General features: G+C 61.2%; 15 protein-coding genes. 10 read left to right on the forward strand and 5 right to left on the reverse strand.

Annotation, left to right across the window (positions count from 1 at the left end; genetic code table 11):
* The first annotated feature begins 90 nt into the window (after window positions 1–90).
* From ltrA to J5J06_18275, 4 genes are read left to right on the forward strand one after another with little or no spacing between them, the layout of a single operon-like run.
* Window positions 91–1,380, forward strand: coding sequence for a group II intron reverse transcriptase/maturase (ltrA, locus tag J5J06_18260; GenBank protein MCO6439040.1), 1,290 nt, complete (start codon window positions 91–93; stop codon window positions 1,378–1,380).
* Window positions 1,335–1,775, forward strand: coding sequence for an IS66 family insertion sequence element accessory protein TnpB (tnpB, locus tag J5J06_18265; GenBank protein MCO6439041.1), 441 nt, complete (start codon window positions 1,335–1,337; stop codon window positions 1,773–1,775). Before ltrA ends, tnpB begins: the two co-directional genes overlap by 46 nt.
* Window positions 1,776–1,834: 59 nt before the next feature.
* Window positions 1,835–2,257 (forward strand): hypothetical protein, encoded by a 423-nt coding sequence (locus J5J06_18270; GenBank protein MCO6439042.1) that lies wholly within the window; start codon window positions 1,835–1,837, stop codon window positions 2,255–2,257.
* A complete protein-coding gene (locus J5J06_18275) occupies window positions 2,212–3,504 on the forward strand; it encodes an IS66 family transposase (protein ID MCO6439043.1) in 1,293 nt (430 codons plus the stop codon). The genes J5J06_18270 and J5J06_18275 overlap by 46 nt, the downstream gene beginning before the upstream one ends.
* A 26-nt stretch (window positions 3,505–3,530) precedes the next feature.
* On the opposite strand, the gene J5J06_18280 is transcribed toward J5J06_18275, so the two are convergent.
* Together J5J06_18280 and J5J06_18285 are read right to left on the reverse strand one after the other, a co-directional pair.
* Window positions 3,531–5,729, reverse strand: a complete 2,199-nt coding sequence (locus J5J06_18280) for a hypothetical protein (protein MCO6439044.1) — start codon at window positions 5,727–5,729, stop codon at window positions 3,531–3,533.
* Between the two features lie 39 nt (window positions 5,730–5,768).
* On the reverse strand, window positions 5,769–9,701 hold the full coding sequence (locus tag J5J06_18285) for a hypothetical protein (protein MCO6439045.1): 3,933 nt from the start codon (window positions 9,699–9,701) through the stop codon (window positions 5,769–5,771).
* Between the two features lie 422 nt (window positions 9,702–10,123).
* Between J5J06_18285 and J5J06_18290 the strand changes: the two genes are divergently transcribed.
* The 3 genes from J5J06_18290 (at window position 10,124) to J5J06_18300 (ending at window position 12,938) form a co-directional block, all read left to right on the forward strand.
* Complete coding sequence (locus J5J06_18290; protein MCO6439046.1) at window positions 10,124–11,335, forward strand: PAS domain S-box protein; 1,212 nt, start codon at window positions 10,124–10,126, stop codon at window positions 11,333–11,335.
* Complete coding sequence (locus J5J06_18295) at window positions 11,332–11,964, forward strand: response regulator transcription factor (GenBank protein MCO6439047.1); 633 nt, start codon at window positions 11,332–11,334, stop codon at window positions 11,962–11,964. The genes J5J06_18290 and J5J06_18295 overlap by 4 nt, the downstream gene beginning before the upstream one ends.
* Window positions 11,965–12,455: 491 nt before the next feature.
* Window positions 12,456–12,938: a hypothetical protein gene (locus J5J06_18300; protein MCO6439048.1), complete on the forward strand. Its 483-nt coding sequence runs from the start codon at window positions 12,456–12,458 to the stop codon at window positions 12,936–12,938.
* A gap of 382 nt (window positions 12,939–13,320) precedes the next feature.
* Here J5J06_18300 and J5J06_18305 read toward each other — a convergent pair whose 3' ends face one another.
* Genes J5J06_18305 through J5J06_18315 form a run of 3 tightly spaced genes read right to left on the reverse strand, consistent with a single transcriptional unit; the run spans window position 13,321 to window position 19,762 of the window.
* Window positions 13,321–14,718 (reverse strand): sugar porter family MFS transporter, encoded by a 1,398-nt coding sequence (locus J5J06_18305; protein MCO6439049.1) that lies wholly within the window; start codon window positions 14,716–14,718, stop codon window positions 13,321–13,323.
* On the reverse strand, window positions 14,715–15,818 hold the full coding sequence (locus J5J06_18310) for a hypothetical protein (protein ID MCO6439050.1): 1,104 nt from the start codon (window positions 15,816–15,818) through the stop codon (window positions 14,715–14,717). Before J5J06_18310 ends, J5J06_18305 begins: the two co-directional genes overlap by 4 nt.
* Window positions 15,815–19,762, reverse strand: a complete 3,948-nt coding sequence (locus tag J5J06_18315) for an alpha-mannosidase (GenBank protein ID MCO6439051.1) — start codon at window positions 19,760–19,762, stop codon at window positions 15,815–15,817. The genes J5J06_18310 and J5J06_18315 overlap by 4 nt, the downstream gene beginning before the upstream one ends.
* A gap of 615 nt (window positions 19,763–20,377) precedes the next feature.
* Between J5J06_18315 and J5J06_18320 the strand changes: the two genes are divergently transcribed.
* From J5J06_18320 to J5J06_18330, 3 genes are all read left to right on the forward strand, one after another.
* Window positions 20,378–21,865 carry a hypothetical protein gene (locus tag J5J06_18320; GenBank protein ID MCO6439052.1) on the forward strand — a complete coding sequence of 496 codons (1,488 nt, stop codon included), beginning with the start codon at window positions 20,378–20,380 and terminating at the stop codon, window positions 21,863–21,865.
* 290 nt (window positions 21,866–22,155) lie between these two features.
* Window positions 22,156–23,289 (forward strand): tetratricopeptide repeat protein, encoded by a 1,134-nt coding sequence (locus J5J06_18325; GenBank protein ID MCO6439053.1) that lies wholly within the window; start codon window positions 22,156–22,158, stop codon window positions 23,287–23,289.
* Window positions 23,290–23,382: 93 nt separating this feature from the next.
* Entirely contained in the window at window positions 23,383–24,693 is a 1,311-nt protein-coding gene (locus J5J06_18330; GenBank protein ID MCO6439054.1) for a PQQ-like beta-propeller repeat protein, read from the forward strand.
* The last annotated feature ends 20 nt before the right edge of the window (window positions 24,694–24,713 follow it).

The following is a 24,713-nucleotide window of genomic DNA, read 5'->3' on the forward strand; positions in this document are numbered from 1 at the left end:
CACGGGAGAACCGTGTACATGGGGAAGCGGCGAGCAGGACGAGTTCCTTCATTCACGGATACATGGCCTCCACTCAGAGGGAGGACCGCCATGACAACGGAACTGAGGAAGGTAGTCGATAGGGCCCAAGCCGATCATCATGTGCGTTTCACGTCCCTGGCTCACCTGCTGACCCTGGAATTCCTCGCGGAGACCTGGGCGCTGGTGAACAAGCGCGGGGCGCACGGCGTTGACGGCGAGACCGTCAAGGAGTTCGAGGAGAACCTGAAGGCGCGGCTGGAAGACCTCCACCAACGTCTGAAGGCAGGAAGGTATCGAGCGCCGGCAGTCCGCCGCGTGCATATCCCCAAAGGCCCGGGTAAGACTCGGCCGCTGGGGATTCCGACCGTGGAGGACCGGCTGGTACAAGCCGCCGTCGCTCGCATCTTGAGCGCGGTCTTCGAGCCGGTGTTTTGTGATTGCTCGTTTGGATATCGACCCGGTTGCAGCGCGCACGATGCACTGCGCCGCCTGAGAAGTCATCTCATTGGTGGCAAGGTCATGCACGTGTACGAGGCAGACATCCGCTCGTATTTCGATCGAGTAAATCACGAATGGCTGCGCCGGATGCTGGCCCAGCGGATCGCCGACCCTGTCATCATGCGCCTGATCAACAAATGGTTGCGCGCGGGTGTGATGGAAGACGGCGTGACGATACGCCAGGAAGGGGGAGTCCCTCAGGGGGGTCCCATCAGTCCCATCTTGGCCAATGTTTACTTGCACTACGCGCTGGACCTCTGGTTCGAGCGTCGGTTCAAGAAACACTGCCGGGGACAGGCCTGTCTGGTGCGGTTTGCGGACGATTTCGTAGCGACTTTTCAATACGGATCGGATGCGGACAGGTTTGGCGCAGAACTGCGTGCTCGCATGGAGATGTTCGGTTTGGAACTCTCTCCGGAGAAGACGCGGCGTCTCCTGTTCGGGCGCTTCGCCAGAGAGCGGCTTGCCGCTCAAGGCAAGCGACCCGACACCTTCGACTTCCTCGGGTTCAAACACGTGTGCGGCGTGGATCGCCAGGGACGATTCGCGGTCATCCGGCTGCCCAGTCAGAAGAGTTGCCGGAGATTCCTCGACCGGGTTCGCCAATGGCTACGCGCCCACAACCATTGGAAGGTGCGAGACCAGCAGAAGCGGTTGAGTCAGATGCTACGCGGCTACTACCAGTACTTCGCGCTGCCGCACTGCGGTGCCAAGCTGTTTGCCGTCTACTCGACAGTTACGCGTCAGTGGCGACGAACGCTACTTCGTCGCAGTCAACGCAGCAGGGCACACTGGAGCTACTTGCGTAAGCAGGCATGGTTCAGACTGCCGACGCCGGTGAGCCTTCACCCGACGGTCTGACGGGGCCTTCAGGCGGATGCGTCCTGAAGAGCCCGTTGCGGGAAATCTGCACGGCGGGTTCTGTGGGGGGCCTGGGTGGGCGACCACCCAGGTCTACCCGACATCGCCTGGCCGAGCAGTCGCAGCAGGTCACACGCCGGGATCCGCAGTCCGGGCATCTCTTCGTTTTCCGCTCACGCCGTGGTGACAGACTGAAGGCACTCTATTGGGACAAGGACGGATACGTTCTGGTGTACAAGCGTTTGGAAGAAGGCACATTCAAACTTCCCAAGCTCGCCGCGGATCAGGAATCGGTCGAATTAAAAGCCAGCGAACTGGCCATGCTGCTCGACGGCATCGACCTGTCGAGCGTCAAGCGCGTGAAGCGTTACAAGCGTGCATGCGCTAACGCGTAGCCTGCGGCAAGAACTTCGCAGATTTTTGCGGGAATCTTCGTGCGCAATCAACGAAGCGCGTGTATACTTCCATTGTCATGGAGGACGCTTCCTTCCTTGCATCCCTGCCCGATGATATCAACGAACTGAAGCGGCTGCTGGTCGCGCGCGAAGAACAGCACCGAGTGACAATCGCTGGTCACGAGAACACGATCGCCACGCTCACGCAACAACGCGACGAATACTACATCGAGAAGCTGCGGCTGGAGGTACGACTGGCCAAGGCATTGAAGCAGGCCTACGGTCCGCGGGCCGACCGGGTGCGAGCCTCGGCCAGCTCTTGCTGGGCTTCGCCCAACAAGTCGATGCCTTGCCGATCGCCACGGATCTTCCGGACGATATCGCTGGTGACGACGAAGCCACGGCGCAAGCACCATCGCGCTCTCGCCGGCTGCGCATGCGCGGCCGGCGGGACATCGGGACGCTCGACCACCTGCCGCTGATCGAGCAGGTCTACGAATTGACCGACGAACTCTGTCGTTGCCCGAACTGCCAGGCCGAGCGGGAGAAGATCGGCGCGGCCGTCAGCTACACCATCGAGTACCTCCCGGGCTCGCTGGTTCGCATCAAGCACGTGCAGCACAAGTACGCCTGCCGCCACTGCGAGCAGAACGGAGAGAATCCCCGCATCACCCTGGCGCCCAAGACGAACGGCTCGCCGATCGACAAGGGGATGCCGGGCCCCGGCCTGCTGGCCTTCGTAGCCACTTCGAAGTTCAGCGACTACCTGCCCCTGCACCGTCTGCAGACCATCTTTGCCCGGGAGGGCTTCGAGCTCGACCGGTCGACCCTGTGCGTGTGGATGGCGGACGTCGCCCGGCTGGTGCGACCACTGTACGACCGCATGGTGCAGCGCGTGCTGCAATCCCACGTCCTGGCCACCGACGACACGGTCATGCCCATGCAGCATCCGGGCAAGACCAGGAAGGCCCGGATGTGGATCTACCAGGGAGACGAGTCACAACCGTACAACGTCCTCGACTTCACCGTCAGTCACTCGCGTGACGGCCCGGCCCGGTTCCTCGAGAACTTCCGCAGTACCTTGCTGGCGGATGCCTATGGTGGTTATGACGGGATCGTCCTGACTCAGGAGCTTCCGCGCGCCGGCTGCTGGGCCCACGCGCGGCGCAAGTTCATCGACTGCCAGGCGGCGGCTCCGCAGGTGACGCAAGCTATCCTGCATTTGATCAAGGGACTGTTCGCGGTGGAGCGGCGCGCCAAGGATAGGGCACTAGACGAACGCCTGCGCCGTCGGCAGGCCGAGGCCGTGCCCTTGTTGGAATCACTGCACGCTCTGCTGACCGAGCAGAAGGCGAAGCTATTGCCCAAGCATCCACTCAGCGAGGCGATCCAGTACACGCTGAACCAATGGTCGGCGTTGACCCTGTTCGTCACCGACCCGGCCGTGCCCATCCACAACAACCTGGCCGAGCAGGAGATGAAGCGGATCGCGCTCCTTCGCAAGAATGCCTTGTTCGTGGCCACACCCCGCGGGGGCGAGACCGCCGCCATCCTCAGTAGCCTGACCAGCACCTGCCGCCGGCACGGCGTCAACCCGCAGGCCTACCTGACACAACTCCTGGCTAACCTGCCCGACACGCCGGTGAACGACATCGACCAGTGGCTGCCCGACGAATGGAAAAAGCGGATGGCCAACCAACCCGCCGAATCCGATCCCCGCCCAACCTGATCACGCCGACGCTCGCAGCCAATTCCTCAACCCGGCCCGGGGCGCCGTTCGTTCAGCGGACACAATCCATCTGGAGTAGCGCGGATCTCATATGCTCGGCCCATTGCCGTGTCTGCGTCGCCAGGGGCGATCATGCAACCTCCGACATGGATGGCAGGCAATGAAGACCAGTCGTGGAGAACCGGCGCGGCATCAGACACGACGAAAGTCAGGCCCTGTCCCACCACCGACGCCGGTATCGTCCGTGGCGTGCTGATGTAATAGGCTGCGCCGGAGCCGACGTCCACGACCTCGAAACCCGTGGCGGTATGCAACGCATCCGGTGCAAACGAGATATAACGCTGCTTGGCTGCGCCGTGCGGGTAGGTTGGGATCGCCACGGGCTCGGGAACTTCCGCATTTCCAACGGTGATGCTGACGGTATCGTAGAGTATATCGATGGGATCAACGTCACCGACGCCGCAGATCGCCGAACCATAGATATCCGAGCCCGTCGCGCCCGCTTCAAACAACACGCCTCCTTCCGCATCGGCGATGAACTCCACTATGGCGACTCTCGCCCACATCGGCGCGACGGCGATGACGTCCGCACAGGCCCCGAGGTGCGAGCCGCTGAGGTCGTCGATTACCCCGCCGGGATTATCGATCACTCCGTGGACGAGTTCGGCAAATATCGAGGATGCAGTAACGCTTGCGGCCGTCACGCGCGAGGAATCAAATTGCAGGTCCAGCGAGGCGGACGAAAGTCCGTTCGGATTATCGGTTTGGACCCAAACTTCCAGGAACACGACGGCGGACACGTCGAAATTGGTTTGCGAAATCGGCACGGAGGCGGCCGAATCGCTTGGGCTCGGTGACGCGAGAGCCGCCAAACGAAACTCGGCCGGACCAGCGAGGACAGACTCCGTATCTAGACCTCCGAGATCTATCACTTTCACGCCGACACGTTCCGAAGCGGTAATCGAAGGAGTAGACTCAGAGGCCCTGCCGGATTCAGAAGTGGTTTTGTCGAACCCTGTACAGGACGCACACGTACCGCATGTCTCCCCAAAGCATCCCACGAAGGCTGCGAAATCTGAAGTACCGACGCATCCGCCCGGGTCCCCTTCGAAGTTGGCATCGAGGCATGGGGCACCGGGCTGATAACAGGAACCGAAGCAGGGAGCAAAGGCGCTGAAATCTCCCGTACCGATGGTTTCGCTTGAGTCCAGATCGAAGATACACCATGCACAGCTAAGTGTGCTTTCTATGCAATGTTCGCACTCCGCCGTACAGGGGGCGGCACCGGGCAAGCAGCCCTGAACGCTATCACAAGTCTCGACGCCATCGCAGTAAAGCGTGTTATCACAAAAGGCGTCGTTCGGCGTGTATGAGCAGCCCGTACCGGGGGCGCCGAGTTGATCACAGGCATCAATTGTGCAATTGACGGAGTCGCTGCAATTCGCGTTATTGGGGGAACTGACGCAGGCACCGGCGCCACCACCCGCCGCTGGGTCGCACGAATCATCCGTGCAATCAATCAGATCATTGCAACTCGGGGCCGATCCCGGCTGGCAGGTGTTTGTGACCGGATCGCAGGTCTCCGCCCCGTTGCAGAACTGTCCATCATCGCAGTCCGTATCCGCAAGACATTCGACGAGCGTAACACCAACGGAACCGAAGCTGATCTGCCCGGCGGAAACGTCTCCGGACCCACAGATCGCCGTGCCGTAAATCGCGGAACCGGAGCTTCCCGACTGAAACGTTAAGGAACCGATCGATTGCGCGATTACGTCCAGGATCGCCACGCGCACCCAGTCGGGCGAGGCGCCGATGCCGTCCGAGCAAGGACCAAGATGAGAACCGCTCAGGTCTTCAACCAGGCCCGCCGAATTCTCGATCGTGCCGTGCGTCAGAACGTCGAACGTTGCCGAATGCGTTATGGCGGTCACATCGGCTAGCAGAGCATCGAAGCTGATATCGGCCGAAACCGAAGAGAGTCCATTGGCGTTGGCGGTCTGGACCCAAAGTTCAACGACAAACGTCGCATCGTCGAGAAACAGGCTCTCCGACTCTGGTGGAGCCGAAGCAATATCCGAGGAACTGGGAGCGCCAAGTGCCGCCAATTCCAAACTAACCGTTTGCCCCTGAGCGGCCTGGATGCTCGCCAACGTACAGACCAGCACGACGATGTTGACCGCCAAGGAGTACCAACCGCTCGATTGCAATCTCTTCGATGGTCTCATCTTGCGTCCTCCGAGCAAGGCATATTCGTTCTCGTCAATTTAACGCGTTGCCGCCCGAAGATTGGCGGACCGATTCGACTTCCCCAAGACCAACACTCTCGTGCCCTCAAACCGGATCAGCGTTGAATCCAGGTCGTCGGCTTCGCCATGAAGGACGATCCCAAAGGGAGCGGCGCTCAGGACCAAGTTGACGGCAAGAGGCCCGGTGCGATCCGCCTGTGCATGGATAGTGGACACACGAACCCAGTTTCCATTCAGACCAAGCGACCTGTCACTCATGGATGCACAGCCTCCGGCGCGGCTGATGCGCCCCCTCGCGACATCAACCTCTGCCCTGCTCGAGAAAAGCGGGAGCAGGGTGCTGGGCGCGACCTGAACGACCGACGCCCGCTCTTGGTCATAGGTGACGTCTACGTAAAGGCCGGCGATGCCTTCGCGCCCTTCGCCAAGCGCATGCGACCTTGTTGCCCAGATTTCCACATAAAAATCGTCGCCACGACGAAGCGACCGCAGGGACTGCGGCGGCTCGAACAGAAACTCGGTTGCGGTCGGCGTGTCGACCACGACAACGCGCAGCGAAACCATGGGTCCCGATGAGGAAGTGACCCGTGCCTGATCGGAAGGCCTACTCAAGGGTGGTCCGGCGCAGCTGGCACACTCGCCACATGTGGCACCGAAGCAGTTCGCGAATATGGCGAAGTCGGCGGTGCCCACGCAACCCTCCGGATCTCCGCTGAAATTCGAGTCCCAGCAGGGATCGCCGGGAGCGTAGCAATTCCCGAAGCACGCGGAGAACATGGCGAAATCGCCTGTTCCGATAGAAGTACTGCCATCGATATCGAGCATGCACCATACACAGGAATCCAAATCTTCGTCGCAGTGCTCGCACTCGGTCGTACAGGGGATGGTACCGGCCAAGCAACCCTGCACTCCGTCGCAGGTCTCGACACCGTCGCAGAAAAGTCCGTTGTCACAGAGGGTATGGTTGGGCGTGTGATCGCACGTGTCCGTGGATTCGTTGCATGCGTCGATCGTGCAGGCGACGCCGTCTGTGCAGTCAACTGGAATGCCCGGCAGGCAATTGCCGGTGCCGATGTCGCACGTTTCTGGGCCGTTGCAATAAAACCCATCGTCGCATTCGGCATCGACGGTGCACGTAGCACAGTCGACGGCGCAGTTGACATCGCTTTCGGTGCCTTCACAAGTACCGTCGCCGCAGCAGGTAGGAGACGGCGGAACGAACGTGGGATCACAGTCAACCGGGCAGTTGCTCGCGTTCTCGCCGGAGCAGATTCCGTCGCCACAGCATCCGTTGGAGCACCCCCCACCCGTGCACCGGCAGTCGGTTGGACAAGTAAAGCAATCCTCGCCGCTGCCAGCGCAGATTCCGTCACCGCAGGTTCCCCCGGGAGCGCTGAAGCAATCGTTCGGACAGGTGACGCAGTCCTCACCCCGTTCACACGTGCCGTTGTCGTTGCATCCGAGTGAATAGCAGGTATCGCTAACCTCGTCGCAACCTTGGCCGGGACAGGGGTCGATGCCGGGGGCGCAAAATCCTGTCGTGCATACCTCCAATCCGTTGCAGTACAGCCCGTCGTCGCAATCGCCGCCGACAGTGCAGGTCTGCAGCGTGAAGGACGCGGCACTCATGGGCTCCGGCGGACATTTGCCGTTGTTGTTCCACAAATCGTAGAGTTCCTGGCCTTTGCTGTTGGTCGAGTTCTCGGCCAACAGGAACTCAACGAACTCTTTACTCGTGCTTTGATAGTAGAGGGTTACCTCGGCCGACGTGGCCGTCGGGGGTATGGTGTGCACAGTATCATCCCAATACTGACCGTCGGCATACGAGTAGGCTACCGGAGGGCCGCCGAAATTCGCGAACGCCGCGTTCGTAAAGCCTCTCGGAGGAATTCGATTGTCCTTCAGGACCGAGTTGTTGAGAACGAAGTGGAACTCCGTTTCGTCCGGCACGCCGGGGATTCCCGATGTTGCCGGCAGAATCTCGTAGATCTTCGCCTCGGGGTCATGAGAGAGCACGCCGGTTGCTGAGTCATACGCGCCGGATTCTCCAACCAATGCCATTGCATTGTCAAAAAACTTGATATTGAGCCATGCGCGCCGGCCTTCCGGGTAACCAGTCGGCAGCTTGTGCCCGGTGTTGTTCGTTATGGTAACAATGAGTTCCGGACCGTTCTGGGCAATATCCATTTCGGCCGCGTTTTGAAGCATGTACCTTGCCCGGGCGATGCCCGCCTGAATGGCTGCGTCGTTTACCTCTCCGGGAAAGAGGGTACTCAGCAGGCCGGGGAACCAGGTGCTTCCACCGGTCATGTCGTGCAAGGGCAAATCGTTTCGAACCGGCGGTGCGAGATTGCAACCCTGCCCGGTGACGTCCCGCATGTGGCAATCCTGACAAGTGGCGACGTAATCCTTGTTGCCACCGAATTCGGGAGCATAGACGCCAGTGGGCGTGTTGTATTCGCTATTCAGCCATTCGCTGTAGGTGCGCTCAACCGGGGCAATGATGTTGGCCGAGAAGTCGCTGGCGGGGGCATCGAGTGCGTTGGGTACATAGTTCCCGTTGACATCCTTCTCGAATGCTGGGTTGCTCACGTTGTGGCATGTCCCGCACAATGCGGCCTCGCGATGGAATGGCGAGACCAGGATCGGGTGCCCGCTGTCCGCGTCCGCGAAAGGTCCGCGCCGTGCGCCCGTAGGGTCGATGACATACATGCCGGTTCCGAAGGTGAGCGGTACGAGCGCCAGGGCGTTCAGGATTGCCGTGTCCTCACTCGGGTTCGCCGGATTAGGGATGGGGTCCACGAGGCGGTGGCAAAGATCACACGCAACGCCGATAGCATCCGTGGCCAGCATCTCGCTGCCATCCGTCGGCACGGAGCGGCCCCGCAACCATCCCCGGGCAAGATGACACCGCAGGCAAAGGTCGCCGGAGTCCGGCGCGTCCTGATTGGCGATGGCCAGTGCCGCCTCAAACAGGAGGTCCCGCGAGGCGTGCGCCATCATACTGCCCTGCCAGTTGTAATAGGGCTCCACGTTGGCGTCGTAATTGCCGTGACAAACCGCACATGCTTCGGGAGGATTCAGGATGCCGGCGTCGAAGGGCTGGCTGCCGGGCATGTCGAAATCGCGCAGCGTGGTGGGCACGATCCCGCCGGGCGGAGATTGGATGGTAAACGCGCTATTACTCGTGTCTTGCCCCGTGTTGAAGGCATTATCGATGGCCTCCACGAGGAAAAGCGCGGTGGTCGTCGGTCGATTCGCTGGAAACCACTGATGGCTACCGGAATTGGAGATACCCAGCGCCACAGGGCTGTAGGTGGCGCCATTATCCAGAGACACGTAAAGGCTGACACCGGAGATCCCGCTGTCATCGGTGGCGGTCCACTGAACAGTCGTGGCGGTATTGGCCGTGAGCACCTCTCCCCCGTTCGGTGCAATCACGGTTACAACGGGCGGGGTGGTATCTCCACCGCTGCTAGGCACCAGGAAATCCTGAATGTCGGCGATGGATACGTTCGTGGCGCTTCCGACGTTGCCAGGCGTTAGCCCAGGGAATGTCGGCGTATTTGTATAGTTCGTTATATCGGTGACTTCCACAAACGTGCTGTATCCGTCGCCGTCCGGGTCGTTATTTCGAATCGACCAGATCGCATCCTGGTACCCCTGCGCGTTATTCGGGTACAGCGGGAGCGCGTTCCCTACATCGATACCATGCGGGTTTCGCGTGCCACCTCCGTTGAAGTCAAAATGGCAGACACCGCAATGACCGCTGTTGCTGGGCACGTCATCCAACACGGTTCCGACTGCGCTTGGATAGACAGTGAAAAAGGCGTCGCGGAACTTCGGCCTCGCAAATGCCCAATCTGCGCTGAAGCCAAGGTAACAAAGCAATACGAACACGGCGTGAGCGACCGCCCGGCACCGATCTGTTTGGTGCAATGAGCGAATCATTGTGCTGCCTCCTTTGAATTGGTGAGGTGAATTCCATTCCCGGCCCTGCCGTAAGCTGCGGGCGGCCCTATCAACCCACAGCGGCGCGCGACTCGCCCCCACGGGAATCACGTTATCCCGCCCTACCGGCTTGCGGTAGCAGCGCCAGGAGCAAAGCCATGTGGGACTGTGCGAGAAGAGCTGTAGGACAAACAGAAGGGTCTGTAGGATGCCCCCGCCGCAAGGCAAGCGGTGCTCACCTGGGTCCCCGGTTCGGTGACCAAGGCGGCCGAAATAGCAGGACCGTCGGTCGCGTCGCGCGACTCTTCTACCAGCCCTCTCTCTCACTGCGGTATTCAACTCGGGGAATAGCGTTTGGCCGGGCAAAACACGTTTGTCAAGATCACGCTTGTTCGGATTGAGGTGTGCTTTGGAGGAGCAACGTGGCAAGCAGCAGCCGAGAGGCATCAGCGAAAGTGAAGGCTGAGAAGCTCAGGAGTGATGAAAAGGGCAAGCGGATGGCACAATTCTGCATGTCCGAGAACAACCGACTTTGCCATGACCTGACGTTGTCCACGGCCGAGCAACGGTATTGCCTCCTTTTTCAGCAGAGTCTGGCCGGAATCTACACGACAACGATCGACGGAGTTATCGTGGATTGCAACGATGCAATGGCCTCGATGCTGCGGTACGATTCCCGCGAGGGGTTGATGGCCAGGGCCGCATCCGATCTGTACTTTGGGGACGTTGATCGCCGAGCGTTTCTTCGGCGGTTGCGCCGCAAGGGCAAGCTTGTCAATTCCGAGTGTGTGCTCCGATGCAGCGACGGCGCGCCAATCCATGTACTTGAGAATGTTGCGCTGGTCCCAGACGAGCAGGGCAGCCCCAGCATCATCCACGGCAACATGGTTGATATCACCGATCGGAAGCGGGCCGAGGACGCCTTGCGGGAAAGCGAGCGTCGCCATCGAACGATGGCCAACGAACTCCGTCGGCTTGCGGATCATCAGGAGAAGGTGCGTGAAGGCGAGCGAGCGCGCATTGCCCGCGAATTGCACGATGAATTCGGGCAGGCCCTGACAGCCCTGAATATGGATCTGCACTGGCTCGCAACCCGGTCAAGCAACGATTCATCCGAGGTTGGCTTGCGGATCAGGGCAATGACGCGCCTTGTCGCGAGCACTACGGAGACACTACAGCGCATCTGCACCGACTTGCGTCCTACCGTCCTGGATGACTTCGGTTTGATCGCTGCGATCGACTGGGGAGCCAAGCAGTTCCAGCGGCGCACGGGCGTCCTTTGCCGCGTTCGATTGCCTCGCAAGAATCGGTGCCCATTGCCTAGCGACCAGGCCACGTCAGTCTTCCGGATTTTCCAGAAGAGCCTTACCAATGTCGGGCGGCATGCCCATGCGACGGAAGTTAATGTTATTCTCAGGATCAAGAATGGGCAGGTCACGATGTCCGTATCTGACAACGGCGTCGGTACGCGGGCGGATCAGATTTCCAGTACCGAATCCCTTGGGCTGATCGGGATGAGAGAACGCGCTCTTGCTTGGCGTGGCCACGTGGAGTTCACCGCTTCGCCGTCAAAGGGCTCCACAGTCTCCCTGCGGATGCCCGTTGCACCCAATGGAACGGAGGATGACCGGTGATTCGAGTCGTCATCGCCGACGATCATGCCATTGTTCGCGAAGGGATTAGACGCACACTCGCCGACACGCCGGATATCCAGGTAACGGGCGAGGCCGGTGACGGTCGAGCGCTTCTGGCCGCCTTGACCCGAAATCCGGCGGATGTCGTCTTGCTGGATCTGGCCATGCCGGGAACACCCGGACTAGAGCTCCTCGAAGAGTTACGACGACGCAATCCTTCGCTGCCCGTTCTCGTTCTGAGCATGTACCCGGCCGAACAGTACGCCGTTCGGGCGATCCAGGCCGGAGCGGCGGGCTACATCAACAAGGCAAGTCCGCCGTCCGAGTTGCTCGCGGCCTTGCGCGCGGTCGCGGTCGGCCACCGCTACATCAGCCCGGACGTGGCAGAGAGCCTTGCCATGCATCTCGACCGAAGTGCGGCACGTAACCCACACAACGGCCTTTCCAACCGGGAGTATGAGGTCATGTGTTTGATCGCGCGCGGCCGCAGCGCAAGCGAAATCGCCGATTCCCTCGGCTTAAGCGTCAAAACCGTCAGCACATACCGCCGCCGAATCCTAGAGAAGCTCAACTTGATCCAGAATGCCGAGATCACGCGATACGCCATTGAGCATGCGCTTATCGAGTAGTGTCGCCGAGCGAAACATCACTCGGATTCGGGTTATGGATCACTCAAGGTCGGCATTAGATTGCGGATACAGGAGGCGGAAGCAAGCGAATCTGCTGGATTCAACCCGATAGGATGCGGTGAAATCAGCGCCTCCCGACGTCCAGAACTGGTGGCGACGAGAGGTCGGATACTCACAGGCCCGTCCCCAGTCCATGGTCGTAGCGACGGTCCCGTCGATACGTTCGGTGCTATTCTACTTCAAGGGTTTAATGTTCCCGGCGGCGTCGAGCTCTACTGCCAAGCTGCGCGCACGCTACCGTGCCCCGGAACGCGCGGTCGGTTTGTGTCGATTCAGACAGCTTGAACCTTGTCGAGGTGTGTTTGCGGAGGATGCATGGCGTGGGGCCGGCAGTTCGGTTGATCGAGCGATTTCTACTCTTTCTGATGAAGCCTCGGCGCTCTCAACGGAACGCGTGCAATGGCCCATGTCCATCAAAGGGAAGGCTCAACATGAACGCAGAAAACCAGATTCTCAACCTGGTGCGTGAGTGCCTCGACGCAGACGGTTGCAGGTGTCGTCTGCTCGAGGACCTGCCTGCGGTCGAACTCGATGTCTCCCTTGAGAGCGTCTTCTGCGCAGTGCGTGTCGCTGTCCTCGGTGAGTCACCGTATTCTGTGCCGCACGTGGCGGTACGGAACGCGCTGATCGTTCCGGAGGACGCCCGCCCGACGATGGCAGAGGCAGTCGCGCGCGCCAACTTCGGACTCAGCCTTGGCTGCTTCCAGCTGGACATGAGCAGCGGAAGGCTTCTGTTCTGTGTCGGCATGCCTGTTGCTGACGGTGTTGTGGGACCGGATCAATTCCGTGGACTGGCCCATTGCGCGCTGGACACGATGAACCGTTACAACCGTGCGTTTCATCGGCTGATCTACGGCGACGATCTGTCGCCGGCCGAAGTCATCGCCGAGGTCGAGATGGCGCCGAACGACTGATAGTTTCGACCGAGACGGTTGTCTGTCTCCCGGTTCGCACCGGCCCGCTGGCCATTGGGCTCGCGGCCGGTCGGATCGGGGGCGGCTCATGAGGGTGTCGACGCCGTATTCGCACCATCTTCATGCCCTTGTCTTATCATGAGTCTGCACGGGTTTGAACGGATCGCGGCCATCACGATGCAGTTCGTGTTGCGAGACTTGGGCGACTGCCTTCATGATGGGTTCGCCAAGCACTTGCATGCGAGGCGGGCAAGATCATTTTTGGGGATCGGCTACCCGGTCGGTACAATCATTCTGCTTGGGCGCGCCTGCGACCAAGAGAAGGTCTCCTCCCGAGTTTCCCATGCCGTTGACGGTATGGAGGACGGTGAGGCTGTTGCTGCTAACCGTCGCGGCCAGATGACGCGCCCGGTGAAAGCAGGCGGCGCTGAATCTCCTCAAGGGGAATGCCTTTCGTCTCCGGCATGACCATCAGCACCCAGATCAACTGCCCGACCATGCAAACCGCATAGAACGCGAAGACATGTCCGCCTGACCATTCCGCGATCATGGGAAAGGTCTGGGAAATCAAGGCAGCCATGACCCAGTGCGTAAAGCTGCCCAGCGCCTGGCCCCGCGCCCGCAACTCGTTGGGGAACACCTCACTGATGAATACCCAGATGACCGCCCCTTGCCCGAAAGCGTGGGAGGCAATGAACAGAACGAGGCTGATCGTCACCACCCAGCTTCCCAAAGGAGAGAAGCCTTGCCCGCCCTCGCCGGCGACGCCCTGTGTGTAAAACGCCCATGCGGTCGCGAGCAGGCTTACAATGTAGCCGATCGATCCAAGCAACATGAGCGGGCGGCGTCCCACACGGTCAATGACCATCAAGGCGGCAATCGTGAAAAGAAGGTTGACTGAACCGAGTCCGGCGGATTGCAGCAGCGCCGCGTTGTCTCCTGCCCCGGCGGAACGGAATATGGCCGGTGCGTAATACAAGACCGCGTTGATCCCGGACAACTGATTGAAGACCGCGATGGCCACCGCGAGCAGAATCGGCCTCGCGTGCGCCCGCCTGAAGAATGCGGTACCCGATCGCCGGCGCTCCGAGTCAATGGCTTCCTTGATGCGGACCACGAGCGCATCGGTCGATTCGCCGGTGCCCGGCGTCAGACGCTCCAGGACCAGGCGTGCCTCCGCCTCGAGCCCCCGTGCCAAGAGCCAACGCGGGCTCCGCGGCGTCAAGAGCAATAACAGAAAGTAGGCCGCCGCCGGAAGGGCCTCCACGCCCAACATCCACCGCCACGTCAGCGGTCCCAATTCGAAAAGGGAGACCACGTAATTCGAGAAATAGGCCAGCAGAATGCCCAGCACGATGTTGAATTGGGCAACCGCGACCAGTCGGCCTCGCCGCGCCGCAGGAGATATTTCAGCGATGTACATCGGCGAAACAACCGACGCGCCGCCGACGGCCAAGCCTCCAATGAGACGAAAGATCACCAGTGACGACCAGCTCCACGCCAATGCGCAACCGATCGCGGAGACCAGGAACAGGATCGCTAGCACGAACATGACGGCCCGGCGCCCCCAGACGTCCGCCGGCCGTCCCACGGCGATTGAGCCAATCAGCGTACCGATGAGCGCTGACGCAACGGTAAAACCCAACGTAGCCGAGCCGAGATCGAACTCTGCCGCCAGCGCATCGGTCGTTCCGGAGATGACCGCGGTGTCGAAGCCAAACAGGAGGCCGCCCAACGCGGCGATCGCGGCGCAGAGGCGGACGTAGGCCAGTCCTTTCATGGTGCTTCCTCTCCGCAAAGCGGAATCTCCAGTTTCTTGCCGACCTGTCGATGAGTGGGGGACAGGAACAGGACACGCTCATCCTCGCTGATTCGAACGGCGATCCTCGAATTTGAGGCAGTCAGGTCCGTGATATGGTCGAATGCGTCGTTCACTCGGAACGCGGCGGGCAGTCGCTTCACAAGCCCGTTCAAGCCGTCCCAGGAAAGGACCATTTCACGCTGATCGGATGGCAGCATCGACGACGCGGTGATGCGTACGCGTGAGGTGAATGCACTGTGCGGTGCGTTGCTGAACGACGGGACAACTTCATCCTCAACCGTCACCAGTTGCACTCCCCGAATCGCCAATTGCCGCACCCCGCCTTCCGGGCCGCCAATGGCGAGATGACTCTCTAGCCAGGTTGCCAATGGCCCCTCGCTCTCCGCAAGTCCGCCCGCCGTGATAACTGGCGAATCAGCCACGACGACGCCCGTCCAAACCGGCAATAAGGCGCATGGCACATCGAGTTCGACGACTACCACACGCAGATCCGGTGAATCCGTTGAATCGGCCGGCAAGGCAGGGCCCGGGCAACGAATTTCGAGCTTTAGCAGTGGCTCCGTAAGCGACGTCGAATATGTCCTCGTCTTTGCGGCACGGCGGATGATCTCGACATTCCCGCCCGTCGTGAGCCGGATAAGACGCGGCACTGAATATTCCGTAGTCCACTGAAGCTGCCACTGTTGGTGCAGAGCGGCCAAGTCGGTATCGCTACGCAATCGCAACGCCAACGCACTCGGGGAGTCGGGGACCTTTACATCGATCTCAACCCGTTCGGAATCGGCCCAACGCGCCTCGTCAGGCACCAGGACTTCTCCCGGTGGTGTATGTACTTCCAAGGATCGGGCAAGCGCCTCCGCAAGCTCCTGTGGGGATGCGCCCGGTGCCAGTGCCACGGCTGCGTGCTGCAACGCATGGGAGTTGACTTCCAGTGTTACGAGCAGTCGTTCCCGGTCCCAGGAAATGACACCGGGATAAATCACAACGGGGTGCGCCGCCACCGAATTTGCCGCGGCTATGAACGCGAGCAGCGCGAATCGCCGACTCTTGCGCATCACGGCGCGGTCTCCGTGAAGTCGATGTCGATCTCGGTGAAGAACGAGCCTTGTCCTACGTCTTCGGCAACCCACAGCAGATACCGGTAAGGCCCCAGCGGTCTGCCATCGCCGACGATGCGGCTGGCATGAATCTGTCCGTCGCCCAAGTCGCGTGTATCGACCACGGCGATCAGAGACCACGCGTCCGACTTGCCCTGACCGAAGCCGGGGTCCGGCATGGGCTCGGCGTCCGTGCCCCAGAGGGAGTAGTATTGCGGCGCGCGATTGCTGCGATGCCAAGTGTATGTGGTCACGGAGGCAATGGGACGCGACTGCAGCAGATCGAGGGTGAACCGGCCGGGGCCGTCAAACCAGACACATCGCTTCGTATCGTCGTTGTTCTCCGCTGCAAGGCCGTCGTTGAGACGGACGAGATGATCCCCGACGACTCCGGAGTCGGGGTGCGGACGATCGCGTTCGTCGGGTGCGAATACGCGGAACGTGTAGCCCTTCTCTCGCGACGCATCGATGTCGTCATCGTTGCGAGGCGGTCCCGTTTCCAGGAGCTCGAATTGGCGAGCACGCTCCCGCAGCACTCGACCCTCGGGCTCACGCCCCTGAAATACTGCGGCCTTCTCTTCGTCGTAGGAATGGCGGATCTCAATCGGTCGGCCGCCGGTCAGCTCATCGTACAACGGTGCCGCGGCTGAAACGGGCACGTCGTCGGCGACCGATACGGCAAAGACGCGAATTCGCTCATCGAACGGCAGGGTCAGCGTTGTTGCGCCGTCTAGCCGCGGCAGTTCGTAATGAAACAGATAGGTGAATCGATAGGCCTCGTTACCACGATCCGGACTATGGCGATGGGTGCTGAACCAGGCGATCGGATCGCGCTTGATAAAGCCCGGCAAGAGCGCTGTGACCCGGCCGGCGCACGTGTAGTCGACCTTGCCGAACTCGCGATCAAAGACCCGGTCCCACCACTGCCCCACAAATCCCGTCCAGGATTGAACGTCCAAGAGATGTGCGGCATCGCCGACGCGGAAAGTTGCGGTAGCGTCCTCGGTTGCCGCCGCCAGCAGATGTATGCGGTTCCCGCCGGCACTGCCGAGGGTGATCGTCTGCCCACGACAGGTCAGTGCCTGGTTGGCACCTTCCCCCATTGGGCCCAATTCGAAAACAACATCGTTATGACGAATACGAGCGGGGAACTGCTCGGCCGGGTAAGTATGCTGTGACAGATCCATGGCCCCGTCGGCGCGATTGCCGTCGCTGCTGACGACGTCCGTATCAAGTGAAAGCGATACGGGCACCGAGGCGACGTTCTGGGCAGGGGCGCCAGGCGGTGCAAGTTCGACGGCGAACGCTCGCAATTCGTAGGGTTGAAGGTCGAAGGCGAGCTGTCCTTCCGACACTGGTTGTGGGCCGAGACGGCGCTCCTGACCGTCCACCTCTTCGGCGCGAAGAACCTCGAACGGGAAGGTCAGGCGAACGTCTTCTGCGGGCTGGCCCCACAGCTCCTGCAACCGGACGATCAGTACGTCCCGCCGTTCGGCGCGCTTGACCGTCCGAACGTCCACCCGGGGTGTGTCGACGTTTAGCAGAGAGAAGGTTCGACCGAGCCGTCCGGAGTGCTTGGGCACCAGGAACGCGCGCATCGGCTGGTTGAACCGTCTGCCGCGCCATTCGCTCTGCGCCGCCCGCCAGTCGCCCTCGTGCCCATAAAGGCCATACCGCACATGGTGAACGCCCCAGTCCTGGCTGTGCTGATCCAGAAAGGATGAGCGTACCCCGGGGGTGTACAGCAGCGTCAGGCGGAGTTCATTGTCCTCGGGCTTGTCGGAACCGAACTTGGAATCCTCGAGGACCGTGACGCCGTAATTTCCTTCCCTGTCGGTCAGGTCAAACCACTCGTGCGAGGGCACCTCATACTTGACAGGTTCATTGTTCCCCCGGCGGATTGTCCCAACGCCCCAGTTGTAGACCGCTTCCGGGTTCGACACGGTCAGGGGAAATGCGGCCTTCAGCGCGCATTCCGTAGATTGCCAGTCGATCTCCGCCGCCACTTCGACGACATTTCCGGCATCCCCTCGGGTCAGGCGGAACACCTGGGTGAATTCGGAATTGCGAGCCCGACGCGTCACCGCGAGTGCCGCCCGTACCGGACCCGACTCCACGATGCGCCATTGTGCCACCCCGTCCACCCGTCCGATCGGCGGCGTTTTTCGATCCGCCCAATCCATGTTCCAGGCGGGATAGTGGCGCGGCCTCTCGCGGGTGAAGACGAGCGTGGCCGGCTCGGCGAGTAACTCCCTTCCAGCCAGCTTGTCGTGGATGCCGGCGATGTCTCCCGCATCGTTGAGCGTCACGCGATACCGGTCGTTTTCCAGGCTCCTGGCCGAAATGCGTGGCCCATTCTCATCGTCGAACGGACGATCAGCACGGCGTACATCGAACACCGCAAATCCGTTCGCCGGAGCGCGACCCAGGAAGAGTACCCGTAGCGACACCGCGTCGGACGAGAGCAGTTGTGAAGGAACCTCTCGTCCGTCCGGTCCATAGACACGTACGAAGGAGGCGCCATCCCTCGGAACTTCGACCTCGACGACGTCTTCACGATCGATCGCAAGCGGATTATAGATGACGACGGGCCGACCCATCACATCCGTGTCGAGGAGTTCCGCAACACGTCCGACGGCGTAGCGGAGGATGTCTGCGAAAATGTTGAGAGCGACGAGGTCGTCATTCCAGGAGAACCGGTACGCCCGAGGAATGCTCGTGCCGGGCAGAATGTCGTGCATCTGATTGGCCAGAACGCGCACCCAGGCGCGCTCAAGCCGCTCGCGCGGATAAGCCATCGCACCGAGACGCCAGGCACAGGTTGCGGCACGCTCGGCGGCGTCGGCCAGCTGCTCCGCCTGACGGTTCCAGCGCTTCATGTAGCTTTGAGATGTGAGGGTCCCCGCCGAGTGCTCCGTGAGCAGCATATCGCCTTGGTAACGTGGAAGTTGCACCCGGAGCCCCGGGGTGATATCGCGGAACATCTGGCCAGACGAGGCGAGCACGACGGACAGGTCCGCATTCGCGGCGGTCGCGCTCGCCAGGTAGTTCTGGACGTCGCTCTCGCGTGGTGCGCCGCCCTGGTCTCCCGTACCGTAGTAGTGGTAGTCCGCCCAAACGCCGAAATCCCGGCCGTTGCGCGCGACGCGCTCGCGCCACTCGGGATTTTCATGAACCGGTCCCTCAATTGCGCCGACGTACGGTCCGGGGTCGAGAGCCGCAATGACGCCCGAGCCATCCGGTCCTTCCCACACGCCGACCTTGAAGGGGATGCCAACCGCGGAACCCCACGTGAGCTTCTGTGTCGAGAATCCCAACAGTCCGCAATGGGCCCATATTGTCGGCATGGAGGCCGGAAAGCCGAAACAATCGGGCAGCATGTAGTCTACGCTCGTTTGGCCGAACTCGCGCTCGAAGAACAGGTTGCCATAGAGAACCTGGCGGACGATGGACTCGGCAGAAGGTACGTTCACATCGCCCTCGTCCACGCTGGAGCCGGACACGAACCATCGTCCGTCCTCGATGTAGCCTTTCAGCCGCGCATATCGCTCGGGATAGTATTCCTTCATCATCTCGTACCGGACCGAACCGGTGAAATTGAAAGTGTACTCGGGATAGCGATCGATCAGGTGGAAGTTGTCGTCCAGTGTAGCCCGGATGTATTCGTCGATCGTTGTCGAGAAGTCCCAGCGCCACTGCGTATCCAGGTGGGCGTATCCGACGCAGTAGAGCGCCTGCCCATCGGATGTTGCGAGATCGCGTTGCGGAGGTCGGTTCCGGGAAAGGAGTTGCGCGGCGTTTTCTCCTCCAACGGCCGGGGCTGGCATGAGCGTCAACCAGACAAGGAGAGCCGATCCTATGCCGTTTCGGCGCCGCATCGACCGATTGCGAATGATAGGATGCATGTGAACCTCAGAGGCCGGGCGTCGGCCATTACGCTCCGTGCGGCGCCGGCGACGACTCGATAGGCGACGCATCGCAGATGATGAAAAGTGCGTTGGTGTTATCATCATCGCATTGAATGATGTCAACCTCTCGTTGGTATTCCCGCTCGGGGTCTACTCGCTTCAGAACGTTACCGCAGAAGCCAGCAGCGATTGGTGTGCCTGGGAATGTCCTGCCCGCCATGTCGCTCCCCGGTCGGACCACAGATTGCCCGGGAAAGGACCAGCAGGTGCTGGCGTCGAGTCCGAACGTGTTGCGTTGCAAGAAGCGTCCGGCGTCTCGGTCTTGGCATCGCCGCCAACGGCGGTATAGGCCCGTACCGGCGAATGAAGTGATCGGAGAAAACCGTCGATTCATTGTGGAGCCTTAACAGTCTTGGTACGATACTAAGTGCATTGGGACCCGTTGTCGGAGGGCGCACGCCGACGACGGTTCATGCCATGTTTGGATCGAACGGCCGGCTCCCGCAATCCGAGGGCGCGTACCTGTCGGGCCGCCGGGCCGAAAAACGGTTGCGAGCGGATGCAAGGTTCGCGTCGCGTCAAGAATCCCATTTCTTAGGGGAGGACGGTGTGATGTCCCGTTCCATTTCTCACGAATCGATCGGTCTTGTTTCGGTTCTGGCCGCGGTTTGCATCGGCGGCTGTCCGTCGAGCCAGCCCGCGGCAGACGGCGATGGAAACCCGCAGGTGTGCCATGCTCGCGGAGAGGATTGCGAGATAGATGGCGACTGCTGCGATGGGCTCTCGTGTGTTGGCGGGGCATGTCAGGCGGCCGGCGACTCAGACGTTGTCCCGCCGGATGGAGAATCGGAGCCCGCCCAGGGAGGACGGCCGGAGGAGAGATTGCACGCCACGGATCTGACCTACCTGGGCGCATTCCGTCTGCCCGAAAACTTCAACTGGGGTGCGCTCGGGCTGTCCTACTACGCCGAGGGTGACGGAGGGACCGGGTCGTTGCTGGTCACCGAGTTCCAATCTCTGACTGACGAGGCTCACTCCGGCACATGCTGGGATCCCAGTTGGGATTGCTACGCATACTTCGGCGAGGTCTCGATCCCCACGCCGCTCCGTGCCGCGGACTGGATGGACCTGCCCGAAGCGACGCTCGTCGCCGGGCCGACAGCCTTTGATGGCGGTCTTGCTTCGACCGTCCATAATGAATATCTCTTTGTCAGCGATCTGGAGTACGTGCCTCGGCGAGGCTCTCAGACCGGCGACAAGCTTTATGGCTCGATCAACCTCTGGTACGCGGAGGGCGTTGCCGGCGAAGAGAGCTTCCCCACCATCTGGTTCGCGAATCTGGATGGAACGAACGCACGGGGGATGTTTTACGTCGGACCGGACGACGGCATCTACCACGGTCGCAAGATGGGCGCCTATCTGTTTTCGGTACCCGAGTGGTACGCAGACATGTACCTTGGCGGCCGCACGCTCGTGACGGGTCGCGCCCGAGGCACGCCGCGCGACGCCTTCGAGCCCGTGACCGTCTTTGGCGGCTCACAGGGGCCTTCGCTGTTCGCGTTTCGGCCCTGGGAAAGCGAAGACCCGGCGGGCAATCTGGACGCGCTGGCGATGCTCTACTACCGCGTGAAGTTCCCCGGTTGTGCGGGACCGAACGTCGGTGAGCCGGCCGCGTGCGACTACCCGGCGTACACGATGTGTGACGACTGGTCCGGCGGCGCCTTCGTCGAGGGCGACACGGGGCGGGCGATTATGCTGCTCGGCTTCAAGGGGCTCGGCACCAACTGCTACGACGAACCTCCCGTGGTCTGCAACGATCCTTGCAGTGACTCTCACGGATATCACTGCTACCCCTACGAGCGGCAGGTCATCTTCTACGATGTGCACGAACTCGGCTACAGCGCCCAGGGCGAGCAGGATCCATGGGTCGTCCTTCCTTATGAAACGTGGCGGCCGACAGAGTTCTATTTACAGGGTGCTCCGTGTGAAAACGCGGGCGGCATGACCTTTGATTCGGTCGGCGGGCGCCTGTTCATGGTGGAGCGCGGCCTTGGCGGAAGTGATACGAATGCCGTTGTCGTGCACGTCTGGTCACTTTGATGCGGCGCCGGCGTCACTCGCTTCCCCGGGTGCAAGAACGGGTGCGAACCAAGTCTTCCAGTCCGAGCCCGGCTCTGAAATTGAAGAATGACGATAACCGTCGGAAGCAAAGCGACTTACAGGCTGGGAATCGTGGTGCCGGGCATACCCTCTGGTCGGTAGAGCAAAGCACCCGCGCGCGATCTGCTTTTCCATGACGGGGCCTGCTGCGTCGGTCATCCGGTCGATGCCCGGCGTGCGAGACCGTGGTCCGGCTTGAACCCGCGAGTAGCTGCTTCTACAGTCCACGCGTGAAAACGCGCAACAAGCGAATTCTAAAGCTCCTGGGGGCATTTGCCGTCGGCTTCGTGCTCGCGCTGGTCCTGTTAGCTTACTGGATCATGCGCGCGCCGACGACCGAACTTGTGGACGCGTCGGGCCGGCAACTCACGGCTGGGGCGCCTTCGGTCGCACCGGCTGAGGGTTTCGGCGGACCCTATTTTGCCGACGCACGAGCGTTGATTGAAACGGGGCAATTCTCCGAGGCAAAGCAAGAGCTGCTTCGCATCATCGAGGACTCCGACCGCGATGGAGAGGCCTGCGTGCTCCTGTGCGATGTCCTGCGCGAACTCAAGGAAGCCGACGCAGCGGCCGACTACGGGCTCAAGGCCGTTAAGCTCCTGCCGGGCAGTCCGCAGGCCCACCTTGCCTATGCCAAAGCGCTCGGAGCACAGATGTTCGCGGACATGCAGAGCATTGGCGGCATGTTCAGCGCTATGAAGAGGATACGCCCGTTCAAGGAAGCGCTCCAGCACGCCATTGATCTTGATCCGGACGATATCGAAGCCAGAACGATGCTGGTCTTTTTCAATCTCGCGCCCAAACCCATCGGTGACATTGATCGCGCCATTGAGACGGCCCGCGAGATCGAGTCCCTTGACCCCGTTGCCGGAAAGCGCCTTCTGGCCATGTGCTACCAGCGCCAGGAGGATACGAAGCGCGCCAAGGAGATTCTACTGGCCGGTATCCAGGAATCCCCCCAAGAACCCGGCCTGCACGCCTCGCTCGCGGACATCTACGCGGAAGAGAAGCAGTTCGACGCCGCCGACGCCGAGTACGAATCCGCACGCCACGGCCCGCGGGGCGACGATTACTATCGCTCCCTCTACAATCAGGCCAGGATGCGCATCCAGAACAAGTTCGAGCCGGAGCGGGCCATAGAACTTCTCGACCAATTTATCGCGGGCGATCCGAGGGGCGAAAACATGCCCACCATGGCCCACGCCAACTGGCGGAAGGGGAACGCGCTGGAGCAACTGGGTCGAGATGAGGAAGCACGCGCCGCGTATGAAGAGAGCCTTCGGCGCGATCCTGAATTCAAGTTGGCTCGGGAGTCACTCGAGGGCCTCGAGGTTCGCTTGAACGCCTCGCCTTCAACCAAATGACCGGCAAGAGAACTCGACGGCAAACTGCGCTGCATCCGATGTGCGGAACAATCGTCTACCCTTGCAGACGAAAACGATCCAGGAGCCGATTGAATGCGAATCGAATTACGAACGTCAGCGCGGAGTCTTCCGCTCGTCCTGATTCTTGCGGGTTTCGCGCCGGCCGGAGAGACATCTCCCTCTTGGCCCCAGTGGAGAGGTCCCTCGGGCAATGGATTGGCGCCCTCGGCCGATCCGCCCGTTACCTGGAGCGAATCCCGTAACGTTCGCTGGAAGACGGCCCTTCCCGGGCAGGGACTCTCCACGCCGATCGTCTGGGATGATCTCGTCATCATCCAGGCCGCAATTCCCGCGGACTCCGAAGAATCGCAAAGCGATCGGGATCAACGCGTTTCCAAGCCCGATACGCCGTTTCGATTTACAGTCCTGGCGTACAACCGCTCCAACGGCCGCGAAGTCTGGCGCCGCGTCGTCCGCGAGCAGGTTCCCCACGAAGGCAGCCATATGGACGGCAGCCTGGCGTCTGCTTCTCCCATGACCGACGGAGAGTATCTCTACGCTATGTTCGGTTCGCGCGGAGTTTACGCCCTCCACAAGACTGGTGAAGTTGTCTGGGAGAAGGACCTCGGCAACATGCAGACGCGTAACGGGTTCGGCGAGGGCAGCTCGCCGGCTCTCCATGAAAATACGCTCGTCATCAACTGGGATCACGAGGGTGATTCGTTCGTAGTGGCCTTGGACAAGCGGACGGGCGCTGAGAAGTGGCGCCGCCCACGCGATGAAGTCACGTCGTGGTCGACGCCGGTGATTCTCCGTGATGCGGGTCGCACGCTCGTCGTGATCAGCGCCACGAGGCGGATCCGCGCCTACGACATCGACACCGGAGAGGTCGTGTGGGAGTGCGGCGGACTCGGCCTGAACGCCATACCTACGTCGTTATTCAACGACGAACTTCTCTTCGCCATGACCGGTTTCCGCGATCCCCAATTGCTGGCCATTCGCTATCGCGGCGCCCGCGGCGACATCACCGACAGCGATCGCATCGTCTGGCGCACGGACAAGGACACGTCGTACGTCCCCTCCGGTCTTCTCCACGGAGAGTTGCTCTACTACCTGAAGAAGAACAACGGCGTACTGTCCTGCGTCGATCCCCGAACGGGCAAGCCCCACTACGAACCCCAACGCCTCGACGACATCACCGGCGTGTACGCTTCCCTCGTCGGCGCGGCCGATCGCATTTATGTCGTGGGGCGTAACGGGACTGCCGTCGTGCTTCGGCACGGCAAGTCGTTCGAGGTGCTCGCCACGAATCGCCTCGACGACTCCTTTTCCGCTTCCCCGGCGATTGTTGCCGATACGATCTTCCTGCGCGGGATGAAGAGCCTGTACTGCATCGGGCGCTAGTCCGGAATCTCGCTCTCGGG

The sequence above is a fragment of the Phycisphaerae bacterium genome (genome assembly GCA_024102815.1).
In the GTDB taxonomy this organism is placed as follows: Bacteria; Planctomycetota; Phycisphaerae; order UBA1845; family UBA1845; genus JAGFJJ01.